Here is a 23,829-nt window from a genome sequence, read left to right as displayed (position 1 = left end):
CCGACTCAGCGGGTCAGTACGGTGCAGGCGCTGACGCCCGGGGCGCCGTACACATGGGTGAAGCCGCTCGACGGGCCGCCGGGGACCTGTCGTTCGCCCGCTCTCCCGCGCAACTGCTGGACGATCTCGTGGACTTGGCGCAGTCCGGAGGCGCCGATGGGCTCGCCGTTGGCGATGCAGCCGCCGTCGGTGTTGACCGGCAGCGTGCCGTCGATCGCGGTCGCACCGGAGGCGATCAGCCGCTCCTGCTCGCCGTGCTCGCAGAACCCGCACTCCGCCAGATGCATCACCTCGGCGCCGCTCTCGGTGTCCTGGAGCTGACACACGTCGATGTCACCTGGGCCCAACCCCGCCTGCTCGAAAGCCAGTTGCGCGGCATCCGTACTGACGCTGCTCGGGGTGCCGGGCGGCGCCCAGGGGCTGAACACCTCGAACGAACCGAACCTCCGGGTCCGTACGACGGCCGCCCGCAGTGCGACGGGGTCGGCGTCCAGTTCGCGGGCGACCGCCCTGCTGCACAGGACCAGCGCGACCGCGCCCTGACCCGGCGAGCAGAACATGTACCGGGTCAGCGGGTCGTTGACCATGCCGGACGCCAGGATCTCGGCAGCGTCGAGCGGTTTCCGGCGCCAGGCGTGCGGGTTGCGCACCCCGTTGGCGTACGCCTTCTCGGCGACCAGTGCGAGGGTGTGTGCGCTGATCCCGTGGTCGTGCATGTACCGCTGGATCTTCATGGCGAAGAACTGGGTGGTGACCATCAGCCCCTCGTGGCCGTAGGCCTCGTCGAGCCCCCAGTCCGCCGGCCGTGGGTCGAAGGCACCGCGCGGGTGCTTGTCGAAGCCGACGGCGAGGGCGACGTCCGCCGCGCCGGAGCGGATGGCGTTGACGGCGGAGACAAGCGCGCTGCCGCCGGTCGCGCATCCGTTGCGTACGTTGACGAACGGCACGCCTGTCAGGCCGAGTTCGGCCACGAGGGTGTCGGCGTTCCCGGCCGCGTCGCTGCCGCCGTACGCCGCCCGGACCCGTGACCACGGCAGCCCCGCGTCGGCGAGCGCCGCCCGTACGGCCTCCACGGCGAGTTGCCTGCCGGTGGCCTCCGTACGGGCGAAGGAGGTGATCCCGGCGCCGCAGATCATGACGTCCTCGGTGCTCATACGGCGGCTCCGACGGCTGCCGCCCTGGGGACACCGTCCGCCGCGCCGATCCGCAGCGGCATGCCGATCGTGACGTCATCTGGCGGCACGTCGAGGACGGCCAACACCCTTACCCCGTCCGGGAGTTCGACGTATCCCACGGCGAACGACTCGAACCCGGCGTCGGGGACGACGTACGGCGGCGACTTGGGCGCGTACCGTTGTACGGTCCACGTCCACAGCGTGCCCGTGTCCGAGAGGACGGTCGGGGCGGCCGGGCCCCCGCAGCGCGGGCACGCCGGGTCGGCCGGGTACACGGCCACCGCGCACCCGGCGCACCGGGACCCGGGGAGCCGACCGCTCAGCGGCCCTTCCACTGCGGCTCCCGCTTCTCCAGGAAGGCCGCGACGCCCTCCGCCGCGTCCTCGGAGTTGAGCATCACGCCGACCGCGAGGTGCTCCATGACCATCAGGGACTGGATGTCGGCGTCGAGGCTCCGGTCGATGGTCATCTTGGTGATCCACATGGTGAACGGGCTCTTGTCGATGAGCTGGTCGGCGAACTCCTCGACCGTCGCGTCGAGCTTGTCCGCCGGCGCCGAGGAATTGATGAGCGAGAACTCGGCGGCCTCGACTCCCGTGAGCAGCTTGCCGGTGAGCATCAGCTCCTTGGTCTTGCGGACGCCGATCATGCGCGGCACCCGGTAGATCGGGCCCGCGCCGCCGAACAGCGCCCGGCGGATGTGGAAGTCGCCGATCAGGGCGTCGTCCGCGGCGATCGCGAAGTCGCAGGAGATCATCAACTCGAAGCCGCCCGCGGTGACATGGCCTTCGAGGACGGCGATCGACGGGGTCTTCATCGAGTAGAGCCGGTCGCAGACCTTCGCCGACAGCACGGCGACGTCGATGGCGGTGGAGCTGCCGATGAAGTCGGCCTTGAGGCTGTCCAGGTCGAACCCGGAACAGAAGGTGTTGCCGCGCCCGCGCAGGACCAGCACGCGCAGTTCGGGGTCCGCGTCGACCTCGGTGATGATCTCGTCGAGCCGATTGAGGATCGGCACCGTCACGCAGTTCTTCTTGTGCGGCCGGTTCAGCCAGACCCGCGCAACGGCTCCGTCGCGCTCGAACTGGATCTCGTCTTCGACTGCCATGAGCTCCTCCAACCTGAACTGAATTCAGTACGATTCTGGGTGCGGTAGTTGGCCCTGTCAATGGACAGGGCACGACGATCAGTCGCCGTGGACAGATCCGTTCCCGTCGACCGGTCCGTCGCCGTGTCCGGTGAGGCCGAGCAGTCCCGCCAGGCGCAGCCGGTGGTCGTCGGCGGTGCCGAACAGGGCCTCGTCGGCCCGTGCGCGGCGTACGTACAGATGGGCCGGGTGTTCCCAGGTGAAGCCGATTCCGCCGTGGAGCTGCACGTATTCGGTGCCCGCCAGGCGGTAGGCGCCGGTGCAGGCCACCGCCGCCGCGCTTGCCGCCACCGAGAGTTCCGGCGCTCCCCCGGCGAGGCAGGCGCTCGCGTACGCCGACGCCGACCGTGCGCCCTCGACCTCGACGAGCAGATCGGCCAGCCGGTGCTTGACGGCCTGGAAGGAGCCGATCGCGCGGCCGAACTGGGTTCGGTGGGACACGTACCCGAGGACGGCGTCCAGGGCGTGTGCGCTGCCGCCCACATGCTCGGCGGCCAGTGCGACCCGCCCGGCGTCGAGGACGGCGTCGACGATCCCCGGCGCCTGCCCTGGCTCGCCGACCGGTTCCGCCGGCGCTCCCCGGAAGCGGATCAGGGCCTGTCGGCGCGTGGGATCGAGGACGCGGCGGGCGACCCGGTCGACAGTCACGGCGTCCGGTTCGCAGGCGAACAGCCGTTCCCCGTCCGGCACCTGGGCCGCGACGAGCAGCAGGTCGGCGCCCTCGCCGTCGGGTACGAAGTCGGCCTCTCCGCGCAACACCCAGCCGTCGGGGCCGCGTTCGGCGGTCACGTCGGCCCGGTGCAGGAATCCCGCGACCGTGGCCGTGCGCGTGCCGGACGCGATGCCCGGCAGCCGGCGCGCGCAGGCCTCCCGGTCGCCACTGACCGACAGGGCGTGTCCGGCGAGGACGACGGTCGACAGCAGCGGCGCGGGACACAGCACGCGCCCGGTCTCCTCCAGGGCCACGGCGAGTTCGGCGAAGGTGTAGCCGGCGCCGCCGTACTCCTCGGGCACGGCGAGCCCGTGCACACCGATCTCACCGGCGAGCCGGTCCCACAGCACGCGGTCGTGTCCGCGCGGGCTCTCCACCTGTGCGCGGACCTCCTCGGGCCCGCAGGTCTCGGCCAGCAACTGCCGTAGAACCTCACGTAGTTGATGTCGTTCGTCGCTCTCCAGCAGTAGCGCCGGATCGGGGTCGAGCCGGAACATCCAAGCCTCCTTCGGGCATGCGGCGTCGCCTGGACCGTCAGACCGTGAAGCGTCCGCCGTTGGCGAGGAGGACCGCGCCGACGAGGTTCGCGGCCTCGTCGCTCGCCAGGAACAGGGCGATGTCGGCGATCTCCTCGGGCGTGGCGTACGGGCGTACGCGCGGATCGGCGAAGCCGTGGCGCAGTGCGGCCGGGGTCCTGGCGGCCATGCCGGTCTCGGTCGGTCCCGGCGCCACGGTGTTGACGCGGATGCCGAAGGCGATCGCCTCCTTGGCGACGGACTGGCTCAGCGCGTGCGCGCCCGCCTTCGAGGCCGCGTAGTGCGGGTAACCGGCCTGGGCGTCGAAGGCCGAGGAGGAGCCGACGGTGACGACGGCTCCGGACCGGCGGGGCGCCATGACCCGCAGGGCGGCGCGCAGGACATGGAAGGTGCCGTCCAGGTTGACGCGCATGACGCGCCGCCAGGCGTCACCGCCGAGCCTCCCGATCACCTCCGGCGGCCGGTCCGCGACCAGGGCCTCGGCGATCCACTCCTTGGCCGTGGGGTCGTCGACCCCGGCCGCGTGCACCACGACATCGAGCCGTCCGTGCCGTCGTACGACCTCGTCGCAGGCCCGGTCGACCTCCGCGGACTCGCCCACGTCGACGGTCAGCGGGTGCGCTCGCGGCAGTTCCTTCGCCACGGCTTGGGCCGCGAGGCCGTCGATGTCCGCGGCGAAGACCTCGGCGCCCTGCGCGGCGAGCCGCCGTGCGACCGCCGCGCCGATCCCGGATCCGGCGCCGGTGACGAGCGCGACCCGCCCGTCGAAGCGTCCCGCGTGTTCGCCGCCCATGCGCGATCCTCTCCCCGCACCAGTTCCTGAACTGACTTCATTTTTGTTACCGTCTCACACATGTCAACAGGCGGGACAAGAGCGGTCAGGCTGACGCGATGGGGCGGCCCACCGGTCGTCAGCGAGGTGGCACGGCCCGTCCCCACGGGCGAAGAGGTGCTGATTCGGGTGGAGGCGGCCGGCGTGTGCCGGTCGGACCTCCATGTCATCGACGCACGGGAAGGCGCCCTCCCCTACCGCACCCCGTTCACCCTCGGCCACGAGGTCGCCGGCCGGGTGGTGGAGCGGGGTCCCGGCGCCATCGGCCCGGCGGTCGGCGAGCGTGTGGTCGTGTACGGCCCCTGGGGCTGCGGGAGTTGCGCGCGCTGTGCGGCCGGCGCGGAGAACTACTGCGACCGGCGTACGGCACTGGACGCGGACCGCACCGGAACCGGGGCGGGGCTCGGACGCGACGGCGGCATGGCCGACCTGCTGCTGATGCCGTCCGGACGGTTGCTGGTCCCGGTCGGCGAGCTGGCCGCCGTACAGGCCGCGCCGCTGTCGGACGCCGGGCTCACCGCGTACCACGCCGTGGCCGGGATCCGGCGCGCGCTCGGCGACGGCGCGAGCGTGGTCGTGATCGGTGTCGGCGGGCTCGGGCATCTGGCCGTCCAGATCCTGCGCGCCACGACGACGGCACGGGTGCTGGCCGTGGACGTACGGGAGGAGGCGCTCGCCCTGGCCGACGCGTGCGGGGCACACTTCGGGACGCTCCTGCGGCCCGACAGCGCGGCGGTCCTGCGGGGCCGGACGGGCGGGGTCGGGGCGGTCGCCGTACTCGACTTCGTCGGCAGCCGTTCCAGCCTGGACCTCGCGATCGGTGTGTTGCGGGCGGGCGGGGAGCTGGTCGTGGTGGGCAGCGGCGGCGGGGAGCTGTCGGTCCGCAAGCCCGGTGCGCTCCCGCCCGGGACGCGGATCTCCCTCCCCTTCTGGGGGACCCTGCCGGAGCTGGAGCAGGTCGTCGCGCTGGCGCGCGAGGGCGTGCTGAAGGTGGAGGTCGAGCGGTTCGGGCTGTCGCGCGCGCTGGAGGCGATCGAGGGGCTTCGCTCCGGCGGGGTGCGGGGACGGGCCGTTCTCGTACCCGACTGATCCGGCCGTCGCGACCGATGCGAATCGTGCGGCCCGCCCCGGCCTGAACTCGCACTGCCCGACCGTCCGCCGTCCGACCCCTCGACTCCAGAAGTGAGTTCAATTAGCGTCGTGTTTCATCCCGGTGACACGAAGCGGACGAAGGCGGTGGGCCCGCTATGGGTGCGGAATCAGTGGAGTCGGTGGAGCCAGTCGATCTTCTGGTGATCGGCGGCGGGATGGCCGGCCTCTCGGCCGCCGCGCAGGTGGCGGCCGAGGGCGGCTCGGTGGTGCTGGTGGAGAAGGCGGAGCGCGTCGGCGGCTCCGCGCGCTTCGCGGGTTTCGTGTGGACCGCTCCGACCATCGAGGAACTGCGCCGAGTCAATCCGGACGGCGACCCGGAGCTGGCCGAGGCCCTGATCGACGGGTTCGCGGACGGTGTCGCGTGGATCCGGTCGCTGGGTGTGGAGTGCCGGCCGCCGGTGCCCGTGCTCGGGTTCGGGCGCGGCCACCAGGTCGACACCAACCACTACCTCGACACCTGCGAGCGGCTGATCCGCGATCGGGGCCAGGAGGTGCTGACCGGCACCTGGACACGCGCCCTCCTCACGGAGAACGGCACGGTCAAGGGGGCGGAGTGCCTCCTGCCGGACGGAACCGCCCGCCGGATCGAGGCCACCTGGACCCTGCTCGCCACCGGCGGCTTCCAGGGCGATCCGGCCCTGCGCACCGAGCACATCCACGCCCAGGCCGCGGACATCGGGCTGCGGGCCAACCCGTACAGCCGGGGCGACGGTCTCGCGCTCGGGCGTGCGGCGGGCGCGGCGTTCGGCAAGAAGGACGCGGGGTTCTACGGGCATCTGATGCCGGCCGGTGTGTCCCTGGCCGACCCGGCGCGCTTCGTCGACCTGGCGCTCTACTACAGCGAGCACGCCCTGCTGTTCGACACGACGGGCGAGCGCTTCGTCGACGAGACGGTCGGCGACCATCTGACCACGATGGCGCTGCTGGAACGGCCGGGCGCCCGTGGCCTGTTGGTCGCCGACGCACGGGTGCACCGCGAGTGGATCAGCGCCTCGTACGTGGAGGGCATCCCCGGCGTCGACAAGTTCCAGCTCTGCCATCGCGCCGGGGCCCGCAGCGCGGTGGCGGAGAGCCTGGACGACTTCGCGTCGATGCCCGAGGAGTGGGGCTATCCGGGCGCCGTAATCCGCGACCGCATCAGGGAGTTCAACGCCACCGCGAGCACGGACGGCACCCGGACCCCCGGGCGGCTCCTCGACGGCAGGCCGCTCGACGAACCGCCCTTCTACGTCATCGAGGCGGCCCCGGCGATCACCTTCACCTTCGGTGGCCTGCTGATCGACGCGGGAGCGCACGCGCTGTCCGCGGACTCGGACGGGCACAGCCGGATCCCCGGCCTGCTGGCGGCCGGGGCGGACGCGGGCGGGCTGTACCGGCGCGCCTACGCCGGCGGTCTCGCTCCCGCCCTGGTGTTCGGCCTCGCGGCGGCACGCACCGCGCTCGGCGGGGCGCCGACCGTCACCGGCTTCTGAATCCCGGTCGCCCTACGGCACAAATCCCGTGCACGAGGCTTGCCCGTCCGGCACCGGAGTGCCTAGCTTACTGAATTGAGTTCACTTTAACTCTGCGGCTCGTGAGGTGATCATGCTTCCTGTATGGGTGGCGCGAATGTGCCCTTCCCCGAGGGAGGGGTTGTGAGTCAGTTCCTGCTCGTCCTGGTCAGCGGTGTGGCCAGTGGAGCCGTGTACGGCCTCATGGGTCTGGGGCTGGTCATCATCTACCGGGCCACGGACGTCGTGAACTTCGCGATGGCGTCCCTCGCGACCCTGGGCCTGTACGTGGCGGTCTCGCTGCACGACCGGGGCGTGGCGACGGTGGTCGGCATCCTCGCCGCCGTCGCGATCACCGTGGCGGCCGGTCTCCTGGTCCGCGAGACGGTCATCAGGCCGCTGGGGCAGGGCCAGCTGTTCTCCGCGCTCGTCGTGACGATGGGTGTGTCCCTGGTGCTGGAGAGCGTGGCCGGGTCGATCTGGGGCGACCAGCCCAAGGCCTTCCCCAACCTGGTCGACGGGACGGTGCGCTGGTCGGGCGCCGCGGTACCGGTCCAGAGCCTGGTGACGATCGCCGTCGCCGCCGTGGCGATGGCGCTGGTGGGCTATCTGTTCGCCCGCACCACGCTCGGCTCGGCCATGCGCGCGGTGGCGGAGTCGGCGGACACGGCCCGGATCGTCGGCCTCGGCGCCCAGCGCATCGCCCGGCTCTCCTGGGCCCTCGGCCTGGGTCTCGCCGCGCTCGCCGCCTGTCTGTACGCGCCCCGCTCCGGACTGGTGCCCACCGCCCTGGTAGCCCCGCTGTTCAGGGCCTTCGCCGGGATCTTCCTCGGCGGCCTCACCAGCATGTACGGGGCGGTCATCGGCGGGCTGACCATCGGCGTCCTGGACAACCTGGCGGCGAACTACGTCTCCGCGAGTTTCCGGGACACCTTCGTGTTCGCGTTCACCGTGCTGGTCCTGCTGATCCGCCCGCAGGGCATGTTCGGCACCCGCACCTTCCAACGGGTCTGAGGGGTCGCATCCATGGTCTTCAACCGTTCCCTCCTGGCGAAGGCCGCTCTGGGCCCGGCCGCAGGCGCGGTGCTCATGGCGTTCATGGCGTCCGGTGCCATCCCCGCGTACCAGATGTACTCGGTGGGGCTGGCGGCCGTGTACACGATCGTCGTGCTGTCGGTCGGTCTGCTGGCCGGCTGGTCGGGCATCTGGTCGGTGGGCCATCCCGCGTTCTTCGCCATCGGCGCCTACTTCGCCGCGTACGGCAGCGGCCACGACTGGACGCTGGAGGCGGTGGTCCTCGGGGCGGTCGCCACCGGTGCCGTCCTGGGCGGCTTCATCGGGTACGCGGGTGCCAGGTTCTCGGTGCTCTACATCGCCCTGCTGACACTCGCCTTCACCACGGTCACGCTGGAGCTGATCAACCGCTGGAGCAGCGTGACCGGTGGCGACCAGGGCGTCCCGGTGCTGCAACTGCGCAGTGTCCTCGGCCTGGGCACCGTCCTGGGCGGTGGCACCGACGCGCAGTACCTGGCGGTGGGCGCCGCCGCGGTGGTGCTCGGACTCGCGGTGCCTGCCTCCGCCTCGGGGCTGCGGATGCGGCTGGTGGCCGCCAAGTCGCATCCGCTGGCCGCCCGTACGATCGGGATCGCGCCCGAGGCGCAGTCGGCGCTGTCGTTCGCGGTGAGCGGCGCGTGCACGACGTTCGCGGGTGTGCTGCTCGGTCTGCTCACCGGGTTCGTCAGCCCGGATCCGTTCTCGCTCACCTTCGGCATCTCGCTGATCGCGGCGTGTGTGCTCGGCGGGGTGGGGACCATCGTCGGCGCGGTGGCCGGCGGCATCTACCTGACCTGGAACCCCTCGCTGTCGTCGGCGGTCGGTCTGCCCCAGCCGGTGGTGCAGGGCATCGTGCTGATCGCGGTGCTGCTCTTCCTGCCGGGCGGAGTCGTGCCGTTCCTCGCCAAACCGGTGCGCGCTCTCGTACGACGTGTTCTGCGACGGCCGGATGTCCAGCGCCCGTTGGCCCCCGAGCCGGCGGCGGACCCCGTACCGCTGCGGCCCGCGTCCGACAACACCGTCCTTCTGAACCTGGAGCATCTGTCCGTCTCGTACGGCGGGCTCAAGGCCCTGGAGGACGCCTCGCTGACCCTGCGGCAGGACGAGATCCTGGCCGTGATCGGGCCCAACGGGGCGGGAAAGACAACCCTGTTGAACGCCCTGTCGGGGCTGACCGGCAACGGCCGGGTGAGTGGGACCGCCGAGTTCGCCGGACGGCCGCTGCTGAACGCGAGGGCGACCGCGCGGCGACGGTTGGGCATCGGGCGTACGTTCCAGCACGCGGAGGTGTTCTCCGAACTGACCGTCGCCGAGAACGTGTTGTGCACCCGGCGCCGGGTCACGGCCCGGGACCGCGCCCAAGTCATGCGGCTGCTGCACTCCGTGGGCCTCGCGGACGTGGCGGACCGGCGGCCCACGGAGCTGCCGTTCGGGCTCCAGAAGCGCCTCGACCTCGCCCGGGCGATGGCCGAGGAACCCAAACTGCTGGTGCTGGACGAGCCGTTCGGCGGCCTCGACTCGGCTGAACGGGCCCTGCTGGCCGGGCACATCAGGCGGCTGCACGCGAACGGAACCGCCGTGGTGGTCATCGACCACGTCCTCGACGACCTGTTCTCCGTCGCCCACCGGGTGATCGCGTTCGACTTCGGGCGCACGATCGGCGGGGGCACCCCGGACACCGTTTTGCAGGATCCCAAGGTGCGGTCGTCGTACCTCGGGACGGTCGGCAACCGGGCCCAACTCCCTGAGCACGTGGGCGAACAGAGCATGATCCGGCTGCGCGGTGTCGGCCATGTCTACGGCGGTGTGGCCGCCCTGCGGGATGTCGACCTCAACGTCCGCAAGGGCGTCGTCCTGGGGATCGCGGGCGCCAACGGCGCGGGCAAGAGCACGCTGGCCGGCATCCTGCACGGTTCCCTCAAACCCGCCCACGGCGACCGGGAGACGGGCGGTGCCGTCCGCACCAGCCTGGCGCCCGAGGGCCGCGCCCTGTTCAAGACGCTGACCCTGCGCGAGAACCTCGAAGTCGCGGCGTACGCGGCGGGGATCACCGGCGCACCCCTGCGCGAGCGGCTGACGGAGACCGTCGAGTGGCTGCCGCCCCGACTGCGCGACCGGATGAACGCCTCCGCCGCCGGGCTGTCCGGCGGCGAGCAGCAGATGCTCGCCATCGCCCGGGCGCTCATCGTCCGCCCCGACGTCCTGATCGTCGACGAACCGGCGCTCGGGCTGGCCCCGGCGCTGGTCGACGAGGTCTACGACCGGCTGGTGCGGCTGGCCCACGACGGTCTGACGGTCGTCCTGCTCGAACAACTGCTCAGCCGCGCGATGTCCGTCTGCCACGAAGTGGCCGTGCTGCACGAGGGCGTCGTCGCGGCCCACGGACGGCCGGGCGACCCGGAGTTCGCCGCCCTCGCCGAAGCCGCCTACTTCAGCGGCGGCCTGGAAGCCGCCGCGACCGCCACGACCGCGGCGACCGCCGCCCGGGCACCCCAAGTGAACTGAAATCACGTCATGAACGAGCATGAACGAGGTGGATCGTGTTCCGGACAACCAAAAGATCTCGCCGCACCCTGGGAGCCCTCGCCGTCCTGGCCGTGGTCTCGCTGACCGCCAACGCCTGCGCCGACCAGGACTCCGCGGGCGCCGCCGGCAGCGATACGGAGATCCACATAGGCGCGTGGCTCCCCCTGACCGGGGCCACCGCCTCGTACGGCGTGCCCGAGAAGGCGGGCGCCGACGCGTACTTCAAGATGATCAACGCGGCCGGAGGGATCAACGGCCGCAAGGTCAAGTGGACGGCCAAGGACAACGCGGCCGACCCGCAGCAGACCGTGCAGATCGCCCGTGAACTCGTCGGCCAGGACAAGGTCGTGGCCATCGTGAACGCGAACGGCACCTCCCAGGCGGAGGCGGCCTTCCCGTTCGTCCTCACCCAGTCCAAGGTCCCGGTCCTCAACGAGGTGGGTGGCAGCGAGTCCTGGTACGACCCGCCGCGCGCCGGCCTGTTCGGCACGCAGACCCTGTACGAGGACCAGGCCGCCGCGGTCGCCGCGTGGGCGGTACAGGACGGCGCGAAGAAGATCCTCGTCGTGCACAGTGACCCGGCCGCGTTCGTGAACGTGGCCGAGCAGGTCGAGCCCGTCGCGAAGAAGGTGGACCCCTCGGTCGAGGTCGAGCGGCTGGCGGTCAAGTACCAGACCACCGACTACACCCCGGTGATCAGCAAGGTGAAGGCCGCGAAGACCCAGGCGGTGATCGTGATCCTCACCTCCCCCGAGGCCGCCGCCTTCCTGAAGGAGGCCAAGCTCCAGGGGCTCGACCTGCCCACCTACGCCTACGCGCCGGTGGCCGCCGAGTCGACGGTCTCGCTGGCCAAGGACGCCGCCGAGGGCCTCAAGGCCGTCCAGCTGGTGAAGGCGCCCTCGGACCCGGACCCCTCGGTGAAGGAGTTCCGCACCGCGATGGCCAAGTACGAGCCCGGTCAGGACGCCGGTTTCCTCGCGCTGTGGGGCTGGAGCAACGCGAAGGTGTTCGCCGAGATCGCCAAGACCATCAAGGGCCCCGTCACGTCCGAGGCCATCAGCGCGGCGTACGCGAAGGCGTCCTCCGTGGACCCGGGGGTGTCGCCGGTGATGAAGTTCGGCGCCAGCAACCACCTCGGCACGCGAAGTGTGCAGCGGGTGGAGGTGAAGAACGGCGTCTGGACGTCCGTCGGCGACTTCTACACTCCCCCGACGCGCGACTGAGCGACCGCTGTCCGGCCCTCGGAGTCGAAACGCCGGGGGCCGGCAGGGTGTCAGCAGCAGCGGCTCTGCGGGTGGGCCTCCCGGTGCCGGGTGCGCAGCACCTCGTACTCGCGCCGGGTCGGTACGGGGGTGTGCGGGTGGTGGCTGCGATGGCGCTCGCAGTGGCGGTCGTACTCCGCCTCTCCGGTCAGTTCACGCAGGTACCAGCGCACGTTCCGGAACACGGCCCGAACCTTGGCCTTCATGAGCGGGCCCCCACCAGCGGCTCGGAGGCCTGTGTCGGCAGGTCGATGCGGGATTCGACGTACGGCGTCTCGGTCGTCGGGAGCGGGACGGGCGAACGTACGGCCCGTACGCAGACCACGGCCGCGTTGGCGATGACCACCGTGACCAGCAGCAGGAACAGGGCGATCAGGACGCCGTCGACCGTGGAGTTGGTGACCACGGTGTGCATGTCGTCGAGGGTCTTGGCGGGCGCGATGACCTGGCCGGCGTCGATGCCGTCGGCGTACTTGGCGCGCTGGGCGAAGAAACCGACCCGGGGGTCGTCCGAGAAGATCTTCTGCCAGCCCGCGGTGAAGGTGATCGCGACCACCCAGGCCAGCGGGACTCCGGTGACCCAGGCCCAGCGCAGCCGCCCGGACTTGATCAGCACCGTCGTGCAGACGGTGAGGGCGACGGCGGCCAGCAGCTGGTTGGCGATGCCGAACAGCGGGAAGAGCTGGTTGATTCCGCCGAGGGGGTCGGTGGCGCCAGTGTAGAGGAAGTAGCCCCAGGCGGCCACGACGATTCCGCTACACAGCCAGATGCCGGGCTTCCAGTTGACCCGGCCGATGGGCTTCCAGACGTTGCCGAGCATGTCCTGGAGCATGAAGCGTCCGACCCGGGTGCCCGCGTCGACCGTCGTCAGGATGAACAGCGCCTCGAACATGATCGCGAAGTGGTACCAGAAGGCCTTCAGGGCGGTACCGCCGAAGACTCCGGAGAAGATCTCCGACATGCCGACCGCGAGGGTCGGCGCGCCGCCGGAGCGGGCGATCAGCGTCTGTTCCTCGACGGCCTTGGCCGCCTGGGTCAGCTGGTCGGGGGTGATGGTGAAGCCGAGGCCCGCGACCGCCTGGGAGGCGGACTCGGCGGTGGTGCCGAGGAGTCCGGCGGGGGCGTTCATCGCGTAGTACAAGCCCGGTTCGAGGGTGGCGGCGGCGATCAGGGCCATGATCGCGACGAACGACTCCATCAGCATGGCGCCGTAGCCGATCATCCGGACCTGGGACTCCTTCTGGATCAGCTTCGGAGTCGTCCCGGAGGCGACCAGCGCGTGGAAGCCCGACAGGGCGCCGCAGGCGATGGTGATGAAGAGGAACGGGAAGAGCGACCCGGCGAAGACCGGCCCGGCACCCGAGGAGGCGAAGTCGCTCACCGCGTCCGCCCGCATGACGGGGGCGGCCATCACGACCCCTACCGCGAGGAGCGCGATGGTGCCGATCTTCATGAAGGTGGAGAGGTAGTCGCGCGGCGCGAGCAGCATCCACACCGGGAGGACGGAGGCGACGAAGCCGTAGCCGACCAGACAGAAGACCAGGGTGGTCGGGCTGAGGGTGAAGGTGTCCGCGAGCGAGGAGTTCTGGATCCAGCTGCCGCCGACGATCGCGAGCAGCAGCAGCGCGACCCCGATGAGGCTGGTCTCGACGACCCGGCCGGGGCGTACGACATGCATCCAGAAGCCCATGAACAGGGCGATGGGGATGGTCATGGCGACGGAGAAGGTGCCCCACGGCGAGTGCGCGAGGGCGTTGACCACGACCAGGGCCAGCACCCCGAGCAGGATGATCATGATGGCGAACACCGCGATCAGCGCCGCCGCGCCGCCCGCCCTGCCGATCTCCTCCCGGGCCATCTGCCCGAGCGATTTCCCGTCCCGCCGCATGGACAGGAACAGCACCACCATGTCCTGCACCGCCCCGGCGAAGATCACTCCGGCGACGATCCACAGAGTGCCGGGCAGATACCCCATCTGCGCCGCAAGTACCGGTCCGACGAGCGGTCCTGCGCCCGCGATGGCGGCGAAGTGGTGGCCGAGGAGCACCCGGCGGTCGGTCGGCTGGAAGTCGACCCCGTCCTCCAGGCGTTCGGCGGGAGTGGCCCGGCTGTCGTCCGGCTTCAGCACGTGCCGGACGACGAAGCGGGAGTAGAAGCGGTAGGCGATGGCGTACGAGCCGAGGGCGGCCACCACCAGCCAGACCGCGGAGATCTCCTCGCCCCGGGCCAGCGCGAGGACGCCCCAGCCGACGGCGCCGACCAGGGCGACGGTCGTCCAGAGCAGGATCGAGCGCGGGGACATCCGGGATGATCCGGACGGCTGGTTCGGTGGGCCTTCCGGTGCCGGGAGGGCGGATTCGGGCATGGCTGAAGCGGACATGGCGGCTCCTCACCTGACGGTGACGGGTGGATGGCTGGACTGGGGTTCGAGGGACGGGAGCGGCTCAGCGGGAGTGACGTGGGCGGTCGGCCGACCTTGTCAGGGGTCGCTGGCGTCCTTCCTGGTCAGCGCGTACGCGGCGAGCAGGCAGAGCCCGCCGCCCGGTACCCAGGCGAGCTGGTACCAGTAGAAGAACGGTGTGCCGGCGAGATGCGGGCTCGCACCGGCGTACCAGGGGACCCACAGCAGCCCTGCCGCGGGCGCGAGGAGCAGTACGGCGACGGCGACCCGTCGTAGCCGTTGATGTCCGGTCCGTGCCATGACCTGCGCTCCTCTCCCGCTCGCTGTGGGTCTGTGCAAGAGTTGCCCACCCGCCGGAAACGGTTGACACCGAATTTCCAGAAGATTTCCCGTCGGTTCCCTGTCCTCCGAACCGGCCACCCGCGCAACTCTCCGGCGAGGGCTCCAGGCACACCAAGGACGGTGACCCATGGCGGACAGCGCCATGACCGCGACGTTCCTCGCCGTGATCGGCGGGGCGTCGCTGCTCGCCGTGACCGCACGCCGGCTGCGCCCGAACGACCGGCTGCCCTCGCTGGAGGGCTGGGCGCTGGCCGACCGGAGTCTCGGCCCGGTGTGGACCTGGCTGCTGCTCGGCGGCACGATCTTCACGGCGTACACCTTCACCGCCGTCCCTGGACTGGCGTACGGAAATGGCGCACCGGCGTTCTTCGCGGTCCCGTACACGGTGATCGTCTGCCCGCTGGCCTTCGTCCTCCTCACCCGACTGTGGGCCGTGGCGCGGCGGCACGGTTACATCACGGCCGCCGATTTCGTGCGCGGGCGGTACGGTTCACCGCCGCTGGCCCTGGTGGTCGCGCTGACCGGGATCCTCGCGACGATGCCGTATCTGGCGCTACAACTCCTGGGCATACGGGCTGTGTTGACCGCCGGGGGCCTCTACCCCCGGGGTGCCGCCGGGGACCTGGTCATGGTGGCGCTGTTCGCGGGGCTCGCGGTGGCGACGTACCGGCACGGGCTGCGCGCGCCGGCCGTCATCTCGGCGCTCAAGGCGGTGGCCGTCTTCGTCTCACTGACCGCCGTGTGCTGGCTGGTGCTCGACCGGTTCGACGGGCCCGGCGCGGTCTTCGACGGGGCGGCGCGCCGGCTCGGCGGCACTGACGCCGCCCACTCGCCCCTGCTCCTCTCCCCCGAGCAGCAGCCGGCGTACGCCACGCTCGCCCTGGGCTCGGCACTGGCGCTGCTGATGTACCCGCACGTCCTCACCGCCGGTTTCGCGGCCGACGGCACGCGTACCGTCCGCAAGGTCGCCGTGTCGCTGCCCGCGTGGACGGGGCTCCTTGCGCTCTTCGGTTTCCTCGGCATCGCGGCCCTGGCGGCGGGGGTCCAGGCTCCGGAGGGCGGTGCCGAGGCGGCCGTACCGATGCTGGTCGACCAGCTGATGCCGGGGCCGCTCGCGGGCCTGGTGTTCGGCGCGATCGTCGTGGGCGCGCTGGTTCCGGCGGCCGTGATGTCGATCGCGGCCGCCACCAGCTTCGTACGCAATGTGTACGTCGAGTACGTCCACCCGACGGCCACGCCCAAGCGGCAGGTGCGCATCGCCAAGGCGGTGTCGCTCACCGCGAAGGTGGGGGCGGTGGCGTTCGTGTTCGGGCTGCGCGACCAGGACGCCGTCAATCTCCAGCTCCTGGGCGGCGTCTGGATCCTGCAGATCTTCCCGGCCGTCGCCGTCGGGCTCGTCACCGGGCGGCTGCATCCGCGTGCGCTGCTCGCAGGGTGGGCCATCGGCATGGTGGCAGGAACGTTCATGGTGGTGCGCGAGGGCTTCTCGTCCATCGTGGCGTTCGGTTCCGCCGACCAGCCCCTCCAGATCTACGCCGGTCTGGCCGCCCTTCTGCTCAATCTGGCCGTCGCCGTCCTCGGCACGGCGGCCCTTGAACGTCTCGGCGTCCCGCGCGGCGCCGACGCGACCGACCTGCCGTCCCGCCTGATCGTCAGGCGGCGCCCCGAGACGGGAGCGAACAACCCGTGAGACGCAGACAGCCCACACACCTGCCGGTGCTGCCACCGGGGACCGCCGCCCTGGCCGAACCGGCCGTCACCGCGCCGTCGGTTCCCCGGCCCGCCGCCGCGAGCGAGATCCTGGCCCCGGTGGTCGGCGATCCGGCCGACCTCGAACGCGAGGCCGCCCTCGCCAGCCTGTTCGAGCTGCACTACTCCTCGATGCTGCGGCTGGCCGTCCTGCTCGGCGCGGACGACCCGGAGAACGTGGTGGCCGAGGCCTACTACCAGCTCTACCGGAAGTGGCGGCGGCTGCGGGAGACCGGGGCGGCGGAGGCGTATCTGCGCTCCACGGTGTGCAATCTGACCCGGATGCGCATACGCCACCTCCAGGTCGCCCGCCGGCATGTGGAGAACCCGCCCGCGCCGGAGGACTCGGTCGCCTCCGCCGAGAGCACCGCTCTGCTCCACGACGACCAGCGCGTACTGATCGGCGCCCTCCAGCAGTTGCCCGCCCGACAGCGCGAGGCGCTGGTCCTGCGGCACTGGCTGGGCCTCAAGGAGAGCGAGATCGCCGCCGCGATGGGCATCTCCTGCGGCTCGGTCAAGACGCACACCGCACGCGGCATCGCCGCTCTGACCCAGGCGATGGAGACACGGCGATGAACAACGATCACTTCACAGAACAGGACCGTACGGAACGGGAGTTGCAGGCCGCTCTGGAGACCCTGGCGGGCGGAGTGAGCGCCACTCCCACCCCGGACGCCTACCGCACGGCACGCGGCGACTGGCTACGCCGGGAGCGACGCCGCCGCCTCGTCCTGGCCGTACTGATCGCCGTCGTCTTCACCCTCGCCACCCTGATCGGCCTGTGGGTCCTCAACCACGCCCCGTCCGAACCCGGTGTCATCTTCTCCGGCACTCAAAGCGCGGTGATCCCGGGCGCGATGTCGGGGACCTCGCCCTGACCGACCAAGGGGCGCGGGGAACTGCGCGACCAGCCCCCACCGGGCCCGCACCAAACCAACAACCCTTCGCGGCACACCCCTACCGGCGCCGCCAAGGCAAACCCTCGACATCGTCATCCCCGGCGTCCACACGCCGCAACGCCGCGTTGATCGCCTCCCCGATCTCCGCAAACTCCCGCACCTGCTCGGCAGTCAACGCATCGAAAACGGCCCGCCGCACCGCGTCCACATGCCCAGGCGCCGCCCGCTCCAACAGCTCACGCCCCTGATCGGTGAGTACGGCAAGCTGGTTGCGCCGATTCACGGGATCGTCACGTCGATCCACGTGACCGGCCTGCTGAAGGCGAGTCACCGCATGGGTGAGCCGACTGCGGGTGATCTTCAGCCGCTCGGCCAGCTCGGACATGGTCAGAGCCTCGTCCGGGACGGACGACAGGTGGGCGAGCAGCGTGTAGTCGGCGTGGGTCAGGCCGGCGTCCCGTCGCAGCTGGCGGTTCAGATGGTCGGACAGGTGCGTGGAGAACTCGATGTAGGCGAGCCAGGCTCGCTGTTCCTCGGTGTCCAACCAGCGGGGCGTCGTGGGCATGGTCACATCCTAGGGCTGCGCGTTTGAACTTTCAAACTTCCTCCTCTAGCGTGCTCCGTATCGCAACGTTTGAAACATCAAACGATTGCGGGGCGCACTCACGCACCAACAACGCGCGCACCAGCACATGAGAGGCAGCACTACGCCATGAAGCACAGGAACAAGCTGATCGGCGCGGCCATCGCCACCGCCCTGGCCCTGACCGCCGTAGGTACGACCGCCATGGCCGGCCCCACCACTCCCCGGCACGCCACCGTCAGCGAGCAGGACCAGCTCCAGGCGCTCTACAAGGCCGCGAAGGTCGAAGGCAGCAAGGTCACCGTCTACATGGGAGGCGACGCCCCCGGCCAGTGGGACGGCCTGGCCGCCGCGTTCCGGCAGCAGTTCCCAGACATGAAGCTCAACCTGGTCACCGACCTGAGCAAGTACCACGACGCCCGGATCGACAACCAGCTCGCCTCCGGCAGGCTGACCGCCGACGCCGCGATCCTCCAGACCACGCAGGACTTCGACCGCTGGAAGAAGCAGGGCGACCTGCTGAAGTACAAGCCGGTGGGCTGGGACAAGATCTTCGCCAACGCCAAGGACAAGGACGGCTACTACACCGGCGTCTTCTACGGTGCCTTCTCCTACATCGTCAACACCAAGCAGCTCCCGGCGAAGGCGACCGACTTCAAGGGCACCGACCTGCTGAAGCCCGAGTACAAGAACAAGCTGATCCTGACCTACCCGAACGACGACGACGCCGTCCTGTTCGGCTACAAGCAGATCGTCGACGAGTACGGCTGGGACTACCTCGCCCGGCTGATCGAGCAGAACCCCAAGCTGATCCGTGGGGTCCCCGGCTCCGCCGCCGGAGTGGCGAGCGGTGACTACCTGGCCTCGATCGCCGTCGGTGGCGACGCCCGGCCGAACGGCGCCCAGGTCTTCTCCGACAGCGAGCGCTTCAACTCCTGGGCCCAGCGCGGTGCCATCTTCAAGGACGCCCCGCACAAGGCGGGCGCCAAGCTCTTCATGAGCTGGCTCGACTCCCAGGCCGTGCAGAAGAACGCCATCGCGACCTGGACCTGGTCCGTCCGCGAGGACGTCGCCCCGCCGACCGGCCTCAAGCCGCTGGCCTCGTACAGGAACACCGACCCGAAGGCGTTCGCGACGTTCATGTCCGACCGCGCGGCCGTCGAGCGCTTCCGTTCCCAGGTCGAGTTGTACTTCGGCCGGGTCGAGGGCGCCGACCCCGGCGACCCGACGGGCACGCTCGGCCGCACGCCCGGAGGCTTCTGACCACTGTCGAGCGCTCCGCCGCACACGGTTCGCGCCCCGCGCCCCTTCGGGGGTGCGGGGCAGGCTCATCCACCGCGTGGATGAGCCGGATACGGGATTCGGATCGCGGGGAGGATGGCGACGCGGCGTACGACGACCCATAGTCGTCCCTACCCGCACGCAGCTGTCCGGACCAGCCGCCGTCGTGCGGCCGTCCGCAGCATGCCGTGCGCCGTTGGCGCCCGTGAGAACCGGCATGCCCGCTCCCCCGATACCGTCCCTGGAGTCGCCATGCCCGGTCCCGTTCTGCCACTCCCTTCCGCCACGGTCGACGACGACGCGCCGTCCTCCTTGGAGGTCTCGGGCCCGGCCCATCTCCTGCGCGTGACCCTGCTGATGGCGGGCAGCTGTCTGCCGATCCTGGGCGCGGTGCTGATCGCTCCGGTGCTGCCGAAGATGCAGGACCACTTCGCGTCGGTCCCCGGCGCCAAGGCGCTGGTGCCCCTCGCGCTGACCGTTCCGGCGCTGGCGCTGGCGCTGCTGGCCCCGTTCGCCGGGGTGATCGTGGACCGGGTGGGCCGCAAGCGCCTGCTGATCATGGCGACCCTGCTGTACGCCGTGTTCGGTACGGCGCCGCTCTGGCTGGACTCGCTGGGCGGCATCATCGCCAGCCGCGCCCTGGTCGGGGTCACGGAGGCCGCGATCATGACGTGCTGCACGACCCTGATCGGCGACTACTACTCCGGCCGCCGACGGGTGAAGTACCTCGCCCTGCAGACCATGTGCGCCTCGGCGTCGGCCACCGCCTTCTTCGTGATCGGCGGCGCCGCCGGATCGGCCGGCTGGCGCATTCCGTTCTGGGTGTACGCGGTGAGCCTGGCACTCGCTCCGCTGATGGCCGCCGCGCTGCCCAACCCTGCGGCTCGACCGGCCTCCGGTTCCGAGGTCACGGCCGGTGCGGAGGCCCACCGCCCCTTCCCCTGGCGGCAGTTGGGAGGCATCTGCGCGCTGACCTTCTTCGGGGCGATGGTCTTCTACACGGTCCCGGTGGAGATGGCGTACCTCCTCGACGACCTCGGCGTGGAGAACTCCGGTGTGATCGGCCTGTCCACCGCCATCGCCAGTGCCGCCACCGTCGGCGGCGCGATCACCTTCGCCCGCCTGGGACGCTCCCCCGACCCGATGCTGCCCGCCGTCCTCGCGGTCTGCGCCGCCGGTTTCGGCCTGATGTTCCTCGCGGGCAGCGCCCCGCTGCTGGTCGCCGGGGCGGTCGTCAACTGCGTGGGCACCGGCATGCTCCTGCCGGCCCTCCTGACCAGCGCGATGTCGCGCCTCGATTTCGAGGACCGCGGGCGCGGAACGGGGCTGTGGATGGCAGCGTTCTTCGGCGGGGAGTTCATATGCCCGTTGGTGCTGCTGGTGGGCGAATCGGCGGTGGGGAGTCTGGCGGGTGCGGTGGGCTTGCTGGGCCTGGCCACGGCCTTCGTAGCAATCGGACTGAGGGCAGGACAGCCCACCTAGGGGCGCGGGGAACTGCGCGACCAGCCACCGACAAGCCGCAGTCGCCACTGCCACGGGATGTGCAACGGCGGGTGCGGCTTGTTCGTGGTTGCTCGCGCCCACGCGGCGGAGCCGCAAATTGACACAGCCCCGCGCCTAGGCGGGTCCAGTGAGCGTCGCTCCCACAGCCGCCGCCTTCTGGCGGAGCCAAATATGCGCCGCATCCTGCGCATGCACCGGATGCCACCACAACGCCTCCCGCACGGGAACCGCCTCGAACGGGCAGGCCAGGACACGCACCGCCGCGGAGCGGACCGCCTTGCGGGCCAGGCGCTCCTGGATCATCGCGACCCGCCGGGTGCCCTCGACCATGTGGGGCAGCAACTGGAAGGTCTGCACCGAGACCTCCGTCCGGGGGCTGATCCCTATCATGCTGAGCTGCCGGGCGACCGGGGCGTCGTAAGGGCGCTGGTAGACCGCCCAGGGCAGACGCGCCAGCTGGTCCAACGTCAGCTCGTCGCCGACCTCCGGGTTGTCGTCGGCGACCATGCACAGCCAGCGGTCCTGATGCAGGTCGACCGCGGGGAAGCCGTCGATCACGCCGTGCGGCATCAGGAGTCCGTCGACGGTGCTCAGCACGGTGGCGGTGTTGTCGACGACGGACGGCGCCGGGTGCTGGAAGGTGAGCCGGATACCGGGCGCCTCCTCGTGCAGGGCGCGGGCGAGCGCGGCACCGAAGACGGCCGCCCCGTAGTCGGAGGCGAGCAGGGTGAACTCGCGGGACTCGGCGGCCGGGTCGAAGTCGGCCTGGCTGGCGAAGACCCGTTCCAGCAGGTCGCACGCGGTGGCGCTGCGGTCCCGCAGGGCGGTGCCGAGCGGGGTCAGCTCGTAGGAGTTGCCGGTCCGGGCAAGCAGCTCGTCGTCGAAGTGGCGGCGCAGCCGGGACAGCGCCGCGCTCATCGCGGGCTGGCTGAGCCCGATGCGCTCACCCGCCCGGGTGACGTTGCGCTCCTCCAGCAGCGCGCGCAGGGCGAGGACCAGATTGAGGTCGAGTCTGGACAGGTTCACCGGGTACCACCTAGCGAGCGAGAGCCATCCATGCCATGGATTCGGCACATACAGAAGATTGATTTCCGTGATCAGTAGTTCGAGGTCAGAGTAGACCGCACCCCAGCAGAAGGAAATCTGATGGCAACGCTCGCGCAACCTGCCGGCCCGTTCGCGCTCGGCACGTTCTCCGCACCGGACGGGGAGCCGTTCCCCGGTCTCCTGGTCGAGGACCGGGTGCTCGACCTGAGCACGGCCCTGGACCGGGCGCCGTCCGGCGTCCGTGCCGTGGTGGAGCGGTGGGAGGAGACCCTCCCCGTCCTGCACACCCTCGCCGCCGACACCGCCCTCGGCTGGCGGCCGCTGGAGGGCCTGCGGGTGCACGCCCCGCTGGAGCCCCGGCAGATCTTCCAGTCCGGCGCCAACTACCGGCAGCACGTGATCGACCTGGAGGTGGCCCACCGCTCTCCGGACGACCCGCGCACGGTCGAGGAGGCGCGGGCCGAGATCGCCGCGGTCATGGACCGCCGGGCGGCCGAGGACCTGCCGTACGTGTTCATCGGCCTGCCGAGCGCGATCACGGGCCCGTACGACGATGTCGTACTCCCCTCCTGGGCCGAACAGCCCGACTGGGAGCTGGAGTTGGCGGTCGTCATCGCCAAGTCGGCTCACCGGGTACCGGTGGAGGAGGCCCTGGAGTACGTCGCCGGGTACACGATCGCCAACGACCTCACCGACCGCGCCACGGTGTTCCGCCGGGACATGAAGGCCATCGGCACCGACTGGCTGCGCAGCAAGAACGCCCCCGGGTTCACCCCGCTCGGCCCCTGGCTCGTACCGGCCGGGTCGATCGCGGACACCGGCGATCTGCGGGTCACCCTCAAGCTCAACGGCGAGACCATGCAGGACGAGTCCACCAAGGACATGCTCTTCGGTGTGGCACGGCTGGTGTCGTACATCTCGCAGACCGCCCAACTCCTGCCCGGCGACCTGGTGTTGACCGGCAGCCCGGCCGGGAACGGCATCCACTGGGGACGGCTGCTGCGCGACGGCGACGTCATGGAGGGCTCCATCACCGGTCTCGGCGTCCAGCGCACACGTTGTACGGCGGAGGAGTCGGCATGAGCCTCGACCACGCCAACCGCACCGGCGGCCTCGACCGTCACGACCCGGAAGGGGCCATCGCCGAGGCCGCCAAGTCGTACTCCAACTGGGGGCGTTGGGGCGAGGACGACGTGCTGGGCACCCTCAACTTCCTCGACGAGGCCAAGCGGCGCGAGGGTGCCGCGCTCGTCCGACGGGGCGTCAGTTTCTCGCTCTCGCAGCGGTTCGACATGAACGGGCCGCAGAAGGGCTGGCGCCGGCGCACCAACCCCGTGCACACCATGCTCGACACCGGCACCGACGCGGCCCTCGGCAACCAGGGCTTCCCGCACGGTATCGGCGGCGCCGACGACGTGATCGCGATGCCGTTGCAGTGCTCCACCCAGTGGGACGGGCTCGGGCACATCTTCGACCACGGCAAGGCGTGGAACGGCCGCGACGCCGAGAAGGTGGTCACCTCCGACGGCGACCTCGTCACCGGCATCGAGCACATGGCACCGTACGTCGCCGGACGCGGCGTACTCCTCGACGTCGGCCAGGTCATCGGCGAGCGGGGCGAGTTGCCCGACGGCTTCGCCATCACCGAGGAGCACCTGAGCGCCACCGCCGAGGCGCACGGGGTGACCGTCGGCCGGGGCGACATCGTCCTCGTCCGCACGGGACAGCTGACCCGTGCCCGGCGCGACGGCTGGGGCGACTACGCGGGCGGTCCCGCACCCGGCCTGTCGTTCACCACGGCGGGCTGGCTGCACAGCACCGAGATCACCGCGATCGCCACCGACACGTGGGGCCTCGAGGTACGGCCGAACGAGTTCGACCACGCCTTCCAGCCACTGCACCAGGTCGTCATCCCCAACATCGGCCTACTGATCGGCGAGATGTGGGACCTGGACACCCTGGCAGCGGACTGCGCCGAGGACGGCGCATACGAGTTCTGGCTCACGGCCGCCCCACTACCCATAACCGGAGCCGTCGGCTCCCCGGTCAACCCCATCGCGGTGAAGTAGCCCGCTCTGAAGTCCGGCGCGAGCCCGGGCGCCCCAAAGGGGCGCGGGGAACTGCGCGACCAGCCACACA

22 protein-coding genes are annotated in these 23,829 nt (G+C 70.9%); 12 read left to right on the top strand and 10 right to left on the bottom strand.

The window, feature by feature from the left end; genetic code table 11:
* Positions 1 to 5: 5 nt before the first annotated feature.
* From ACWCRB_RS18225 to ACWCRB_RS18205, 5 genes are all read right to left on the bottom strand, one after another.
* Positions 6 to 1,154: a thiolase family protein gene (locus ACWCRB_RS18225; protein ID WP_450997009.1), complete on the bottom strand. Its 1,149-nt coding sequence runs from the start codon at positions 1,152 to 1,154 to the stop codon at positions 6 to 8.
* Positions 1,151 to 1,510 (bottom strand): Zn-ribbon domain-containing OB-fold protein, encoded by a 360-nt coding sequence (locus ACWCRB_RS18220; protein WP_450997008.1) that lies wholly within the window; start codon positions 1,508 to 1,510, stop codon positions 1,151 to 1,153. Before ACWCRB_RS18220 ends, ACWCRB_RS18225 begins: the two co-directional genes overlap by 4 nt.
* Positions 1,495 to 2,283 carry an enoyl-CoA hydratase/isomerase family protein gene (locus ACWCRB_RS18215; RefSeq protein WP_450997007.1) on the bottom strand — a complete coding sequence of 263 codons (789 nt, stop codon included), beginning with the start codon at positions 2,281 to 2,283 and terminating at the stop codon, positions 1,495 to 1,497. Before ACWCRB_RS18215 ends, ACWCRB_RS18220 begins: the two co-directional genes overlap by 16 nt.
* Before the next feature lie 78 nt (positions 2,284 to 2,361).
* Positions 2,362 to 3,531: an acyl-CoA dehydrogenase family protein gene (locus tag ACWCRB_RS18210; RefSeq protein WP_450997006.1), complete on the bottom strand. Its 1,170-nt coding sequence runs from the start codon at positions 3,529 to 3,531 to the stop codon at positions 2,362 to 2,364.
* 37 nt (positions 3,532 to 3,568) lie between these two features.
* Complete coding sequence (locus tag ACWCRB_RS18205; protein WP_450997005.1) at positions 3,569 to 4,363, bottom strand: SDR family NAD(P)-dependent oxidoreductase; 795 nt, start codon at positions 4,361 to 4,363, stop codon at positions 3,569 to 3,571.
* A 60-nt stretch (positions 4,364 to 4,423) separates the two neighbouring features.
* Between ACWCRB_RS18205 and ACWCRB_RS18200 the strand changes: the two genes are divergently transcribed.
* The 5 genes from ACWCRB_RS18200 to ACWCRB_RS18180 all read left to right on the top strand — a co-directional run bounded on the left by ACWCRB_RS18200 (position 4,424) and on the right by ACWCRB_RS18180 (position 11,846).
* Complete coding sequence (locus ACWCRB_RS18200) at positions 4,424 to 5,491, top strand: NAD(P)-dependent alcohol dehydrogenase (protein ID WP_450997004.1); 1,068 nt, start codon at positions 4,424 to 4,426, stop codon at positions 5,489 to 5,491.
* A gap of 158 nt (positions 5,492 to 5,649) precedes the next feature.
* Positions 5,650 to 7,026: an FAD-dependent oxidoreductase gene (locus ACWCRB_RS18195; protein ID WP_450997003.1), complete on the top strand. Its 1,377-nt coding sequence runs from the start codon at positions 5,650 to 5,652 to the stop codon at positions 7,024 to 7,026.
* Positions 7,027 to 7,188: 162 nt separating this feature from the next.
* Positions 7,189 to 8,058 carry a branched-chain amino acid ABC transporter permease gene (locus ACWCRB_RS18190; protein ID WP_450997002.1) on the top strand — a complete coding sequence of 290 codons (870 nt, stop codon included), beginning with the start codon at positions 7,189 to 7,191 and terminating at the stop codon, positions 8,056 to 8,058.
* Positions 8,059 to 8,070: 12 nt separating this feature from the next.
* Complete coding sequence (locus tag ACWCRB_RS18185) at positions 8,071 to 10,602, top strand: branched-chain amino acid ABC transporter ATP-binding protein/permease (RefSeq protein ID WP_450997001.1); 2,532 nt, start codon at positions 8,071 to 8,073, stop codon at positions 10,600 to 10,602.
* Positions 10,603 to 10,637: 35 nt separating this feature from the next.
* Positions 10,638 to 11,846: an ABC transporter substrate-binding protein gene (locus ACWCRB_RS18180; protein WP_450997000.1), complete on the top strand. Its 1,209-nt coding sequence runs from the start codon at positions 10,638 to 10,640 to the stop codon at positions 11,844 to 11,846.
* Positions 11,847 to 11,896: 50 nt separating this feature from the next.
* On the opposite strand, the gene ACWCRB_RS18175 is transcribed toward ACWCRB_RS18180, so the two are convergent.
* The 3 genes from ACWCRB_RS18175 to ACWCRB_RS18165 form a co-directional block, all read right to left on the bottom strand.
* On the bottom strand, positions 11,897 to 12,091 hold the full coding sequence (locus ACWCRB_RS18175) for a YbdD/YjiX family protein (protein WP_450996999.1): 195 nt from the start codon (positions 12,089 to 12,091) through the stop codon (positions 11,897 to 11,899).
* On the bottom strand, positions 12,088 to 14,265 hold the full coding sequence (locus ACWCRB_RS18170; RefSeq protein ID WP_450996998.1) for a carbon starvation CstA family protein: 2,178 nt from the start codon (positions 14,263 to 14,265) through the stop codon (positions 12,088 to 12,090). Before ACWCRB_RS18170 ends, ACWCRB_RS18175 begins: the two co-directional genes overlap by 4 nt.
* 99 nt (positions 14,266 to 14,364) lie before the next feature.
* Positions 14,365 to 14,586, bottom strand: a complete 222-nt coding sequence (locus tag ACWCRB_RS18165; RefSeq protein ID WP_450996997.1) for a DUF3311 domain-containing protein — start codon at positions 14,584 to 14,586, stop codon at positions 14,365 to 14,367.
* A gap of 169 nt (positions 14,587 to 14,755) precedes the next feature.
* On the opposite strand from ACWCRB_RS18165, the gene ACWCRB_RS18160 reads away from it, so the two are divergent.
* Genes ACWCRB_RS18160 through ACWCRB_RS18150 form a run of 3 tightly spaced genes read left to right on the top strand, consistent with a single transcriptional unit; the run spans position 14,756 to position 17,255 of the window.
* The gene (locus tag ACWCRB_RS18160; RefSeq protein ID WP_450996996.1) at positions 14,756 to 16,318 is read left to right on the top strand and encodes a sodium:solute symporter family protein; all 1,563 of its coding nucleotides are present in this window, start codon (positions 14,756 to 14,758) and stop codon (positions 16,316 to 16,318) included.
* Positions 16,315 to 16,953 carry a sigma-70 family RNA polymerase sigma factor gene (locus ACWCRB_RS18155; protein WP_450996995.1) on the top strand — a complete coding sequence of 213 codons (639 nt, stop codon included), beginning with the start codon at positions 16,315 to 16,317 and terminating at the stop codon, positions 16,951 to 16,953. The genes ACWCRB_RS18160 and ACWCRB_RS18155 overlap by 4 nt, the downstream gene beginning before the upstream one ends.
* Positions 16,950 to 17,255: a hypothetical protein gene (locus ACWCRB_RS18150; protein ID WP_450996994.1), complete on the top strand. Its 306-nt coding sequence runs from the start codon at positions 16,950 to 16,952 to the stop codon at positions 17,253 to 17,255. The genes ACWCRB_RS18155 and ACWCRB_RS18150 overlap by 4 nt, the downstream gene beginning before the upstream one ends.
* A 79-nt stretch (positions 17,256 to 17,334) precedes the next feature.
* Here ACWCRB_RS18150 and ACWCRB_RS18145 read toward each other — a convergent pair whose 3' ends face one another.
* Positions 17,335 to 17,841 (bottom strand): MarR family winged helix-turn-helix transcriptional regulator, encoded by a 507-nt coding sequence (locus tag ACWCRB_RS18145; protein WP_450996993.1) that lies wholly within the window; start codon positions 17,839 to 17,841, stop codon positions 17,335 to 17,337.
* A gap of 147 nt (positions 17,842 to 17,988) precedes the next feature.
* On the opposite strand from ACWCRB_RS18145, the gene ACWCRB_RS18140 reads away from it, so the two are divergent.
* Together ACWCRB_RS18140 and ACWCRB_RS18135 are read left to right on the top strand one after the other, a co-directional pair.
* Entirely contained in the window at positions 17,989 to 19,122 is a 1,134-nt protein-coding gene (locus ACWCRB_RS18140; protein WP_450996992.1) for an ABC transporter substrate-binding protein, read from the top strand.
* A 270-nt stretch (positions 19,123 to 19,392) separates the two neighbouring features.
* Entirely contained in the window at positions 19,393 to 20,622 is a 1,230-nt protein-coding gene (locus ACWCRB_RS18135) for an MFS transporter (RefSeq protein ID WP_450996991.1), read from the top strand.
* A gap of 135 nt (positions 20,623 to 20,757) precedes the next feature.
* On the opposite strand, the gene ACWCRB_RS18130 is transcribed toward ACWCRB_RS18135, so the two are convergent.
* Complete coding sequence (locus ACWCRB_RS18130; RefSeq protein WP_450996990.1) at positions 20,758 to 21,669, bottom strand: LysR family transcriptional regulator; 912 nt, start codon at positions 21,667 to 21,669, stop codon at positions 20,758 to 20,760.
* Positions 21,670 to 21,789: 120 nt separating this feature from the next.
* Here ACWCRB_RS18130 and ACWCRB_RS18125 point away from each other — a divergent pair, with 120 nt between their 5' ends.
* Entirely contained in the window at positions 21,790 to 22,773 is a 984-nt protein-coding gene (locus tag ACWCRB_RS18125) for a fumarylacetoacetate hydrolase family protein (protein ID WP_450996989.1), read from the top strand.
* Positions 22,770 to 23,759, top strand: a complete 990-nt coding sequence (locus tag ACWCRB_RS18120; protein ID WP_450996988.1) for a cyclase family protein — start codon at positions 22,770 to 22,772, stop codon at positions 23,757 to 23,759. Before ACWCRB_RS18125 ends, ACWCRB_RS18120 begins: the two co-directional genes overlap by 4 nt.
* Positions 23,760 to 23,829: the final 70 nt, after the last annotated feature.

The organism is Streptomyces sp. NPDC002156, from assembly GCF_053593675.1.
The sequence above is the reverse complement of the archived record's forward strand: the minus strand, read 5'-3'. Positions and strand labels throughout refer to the sequence as shown.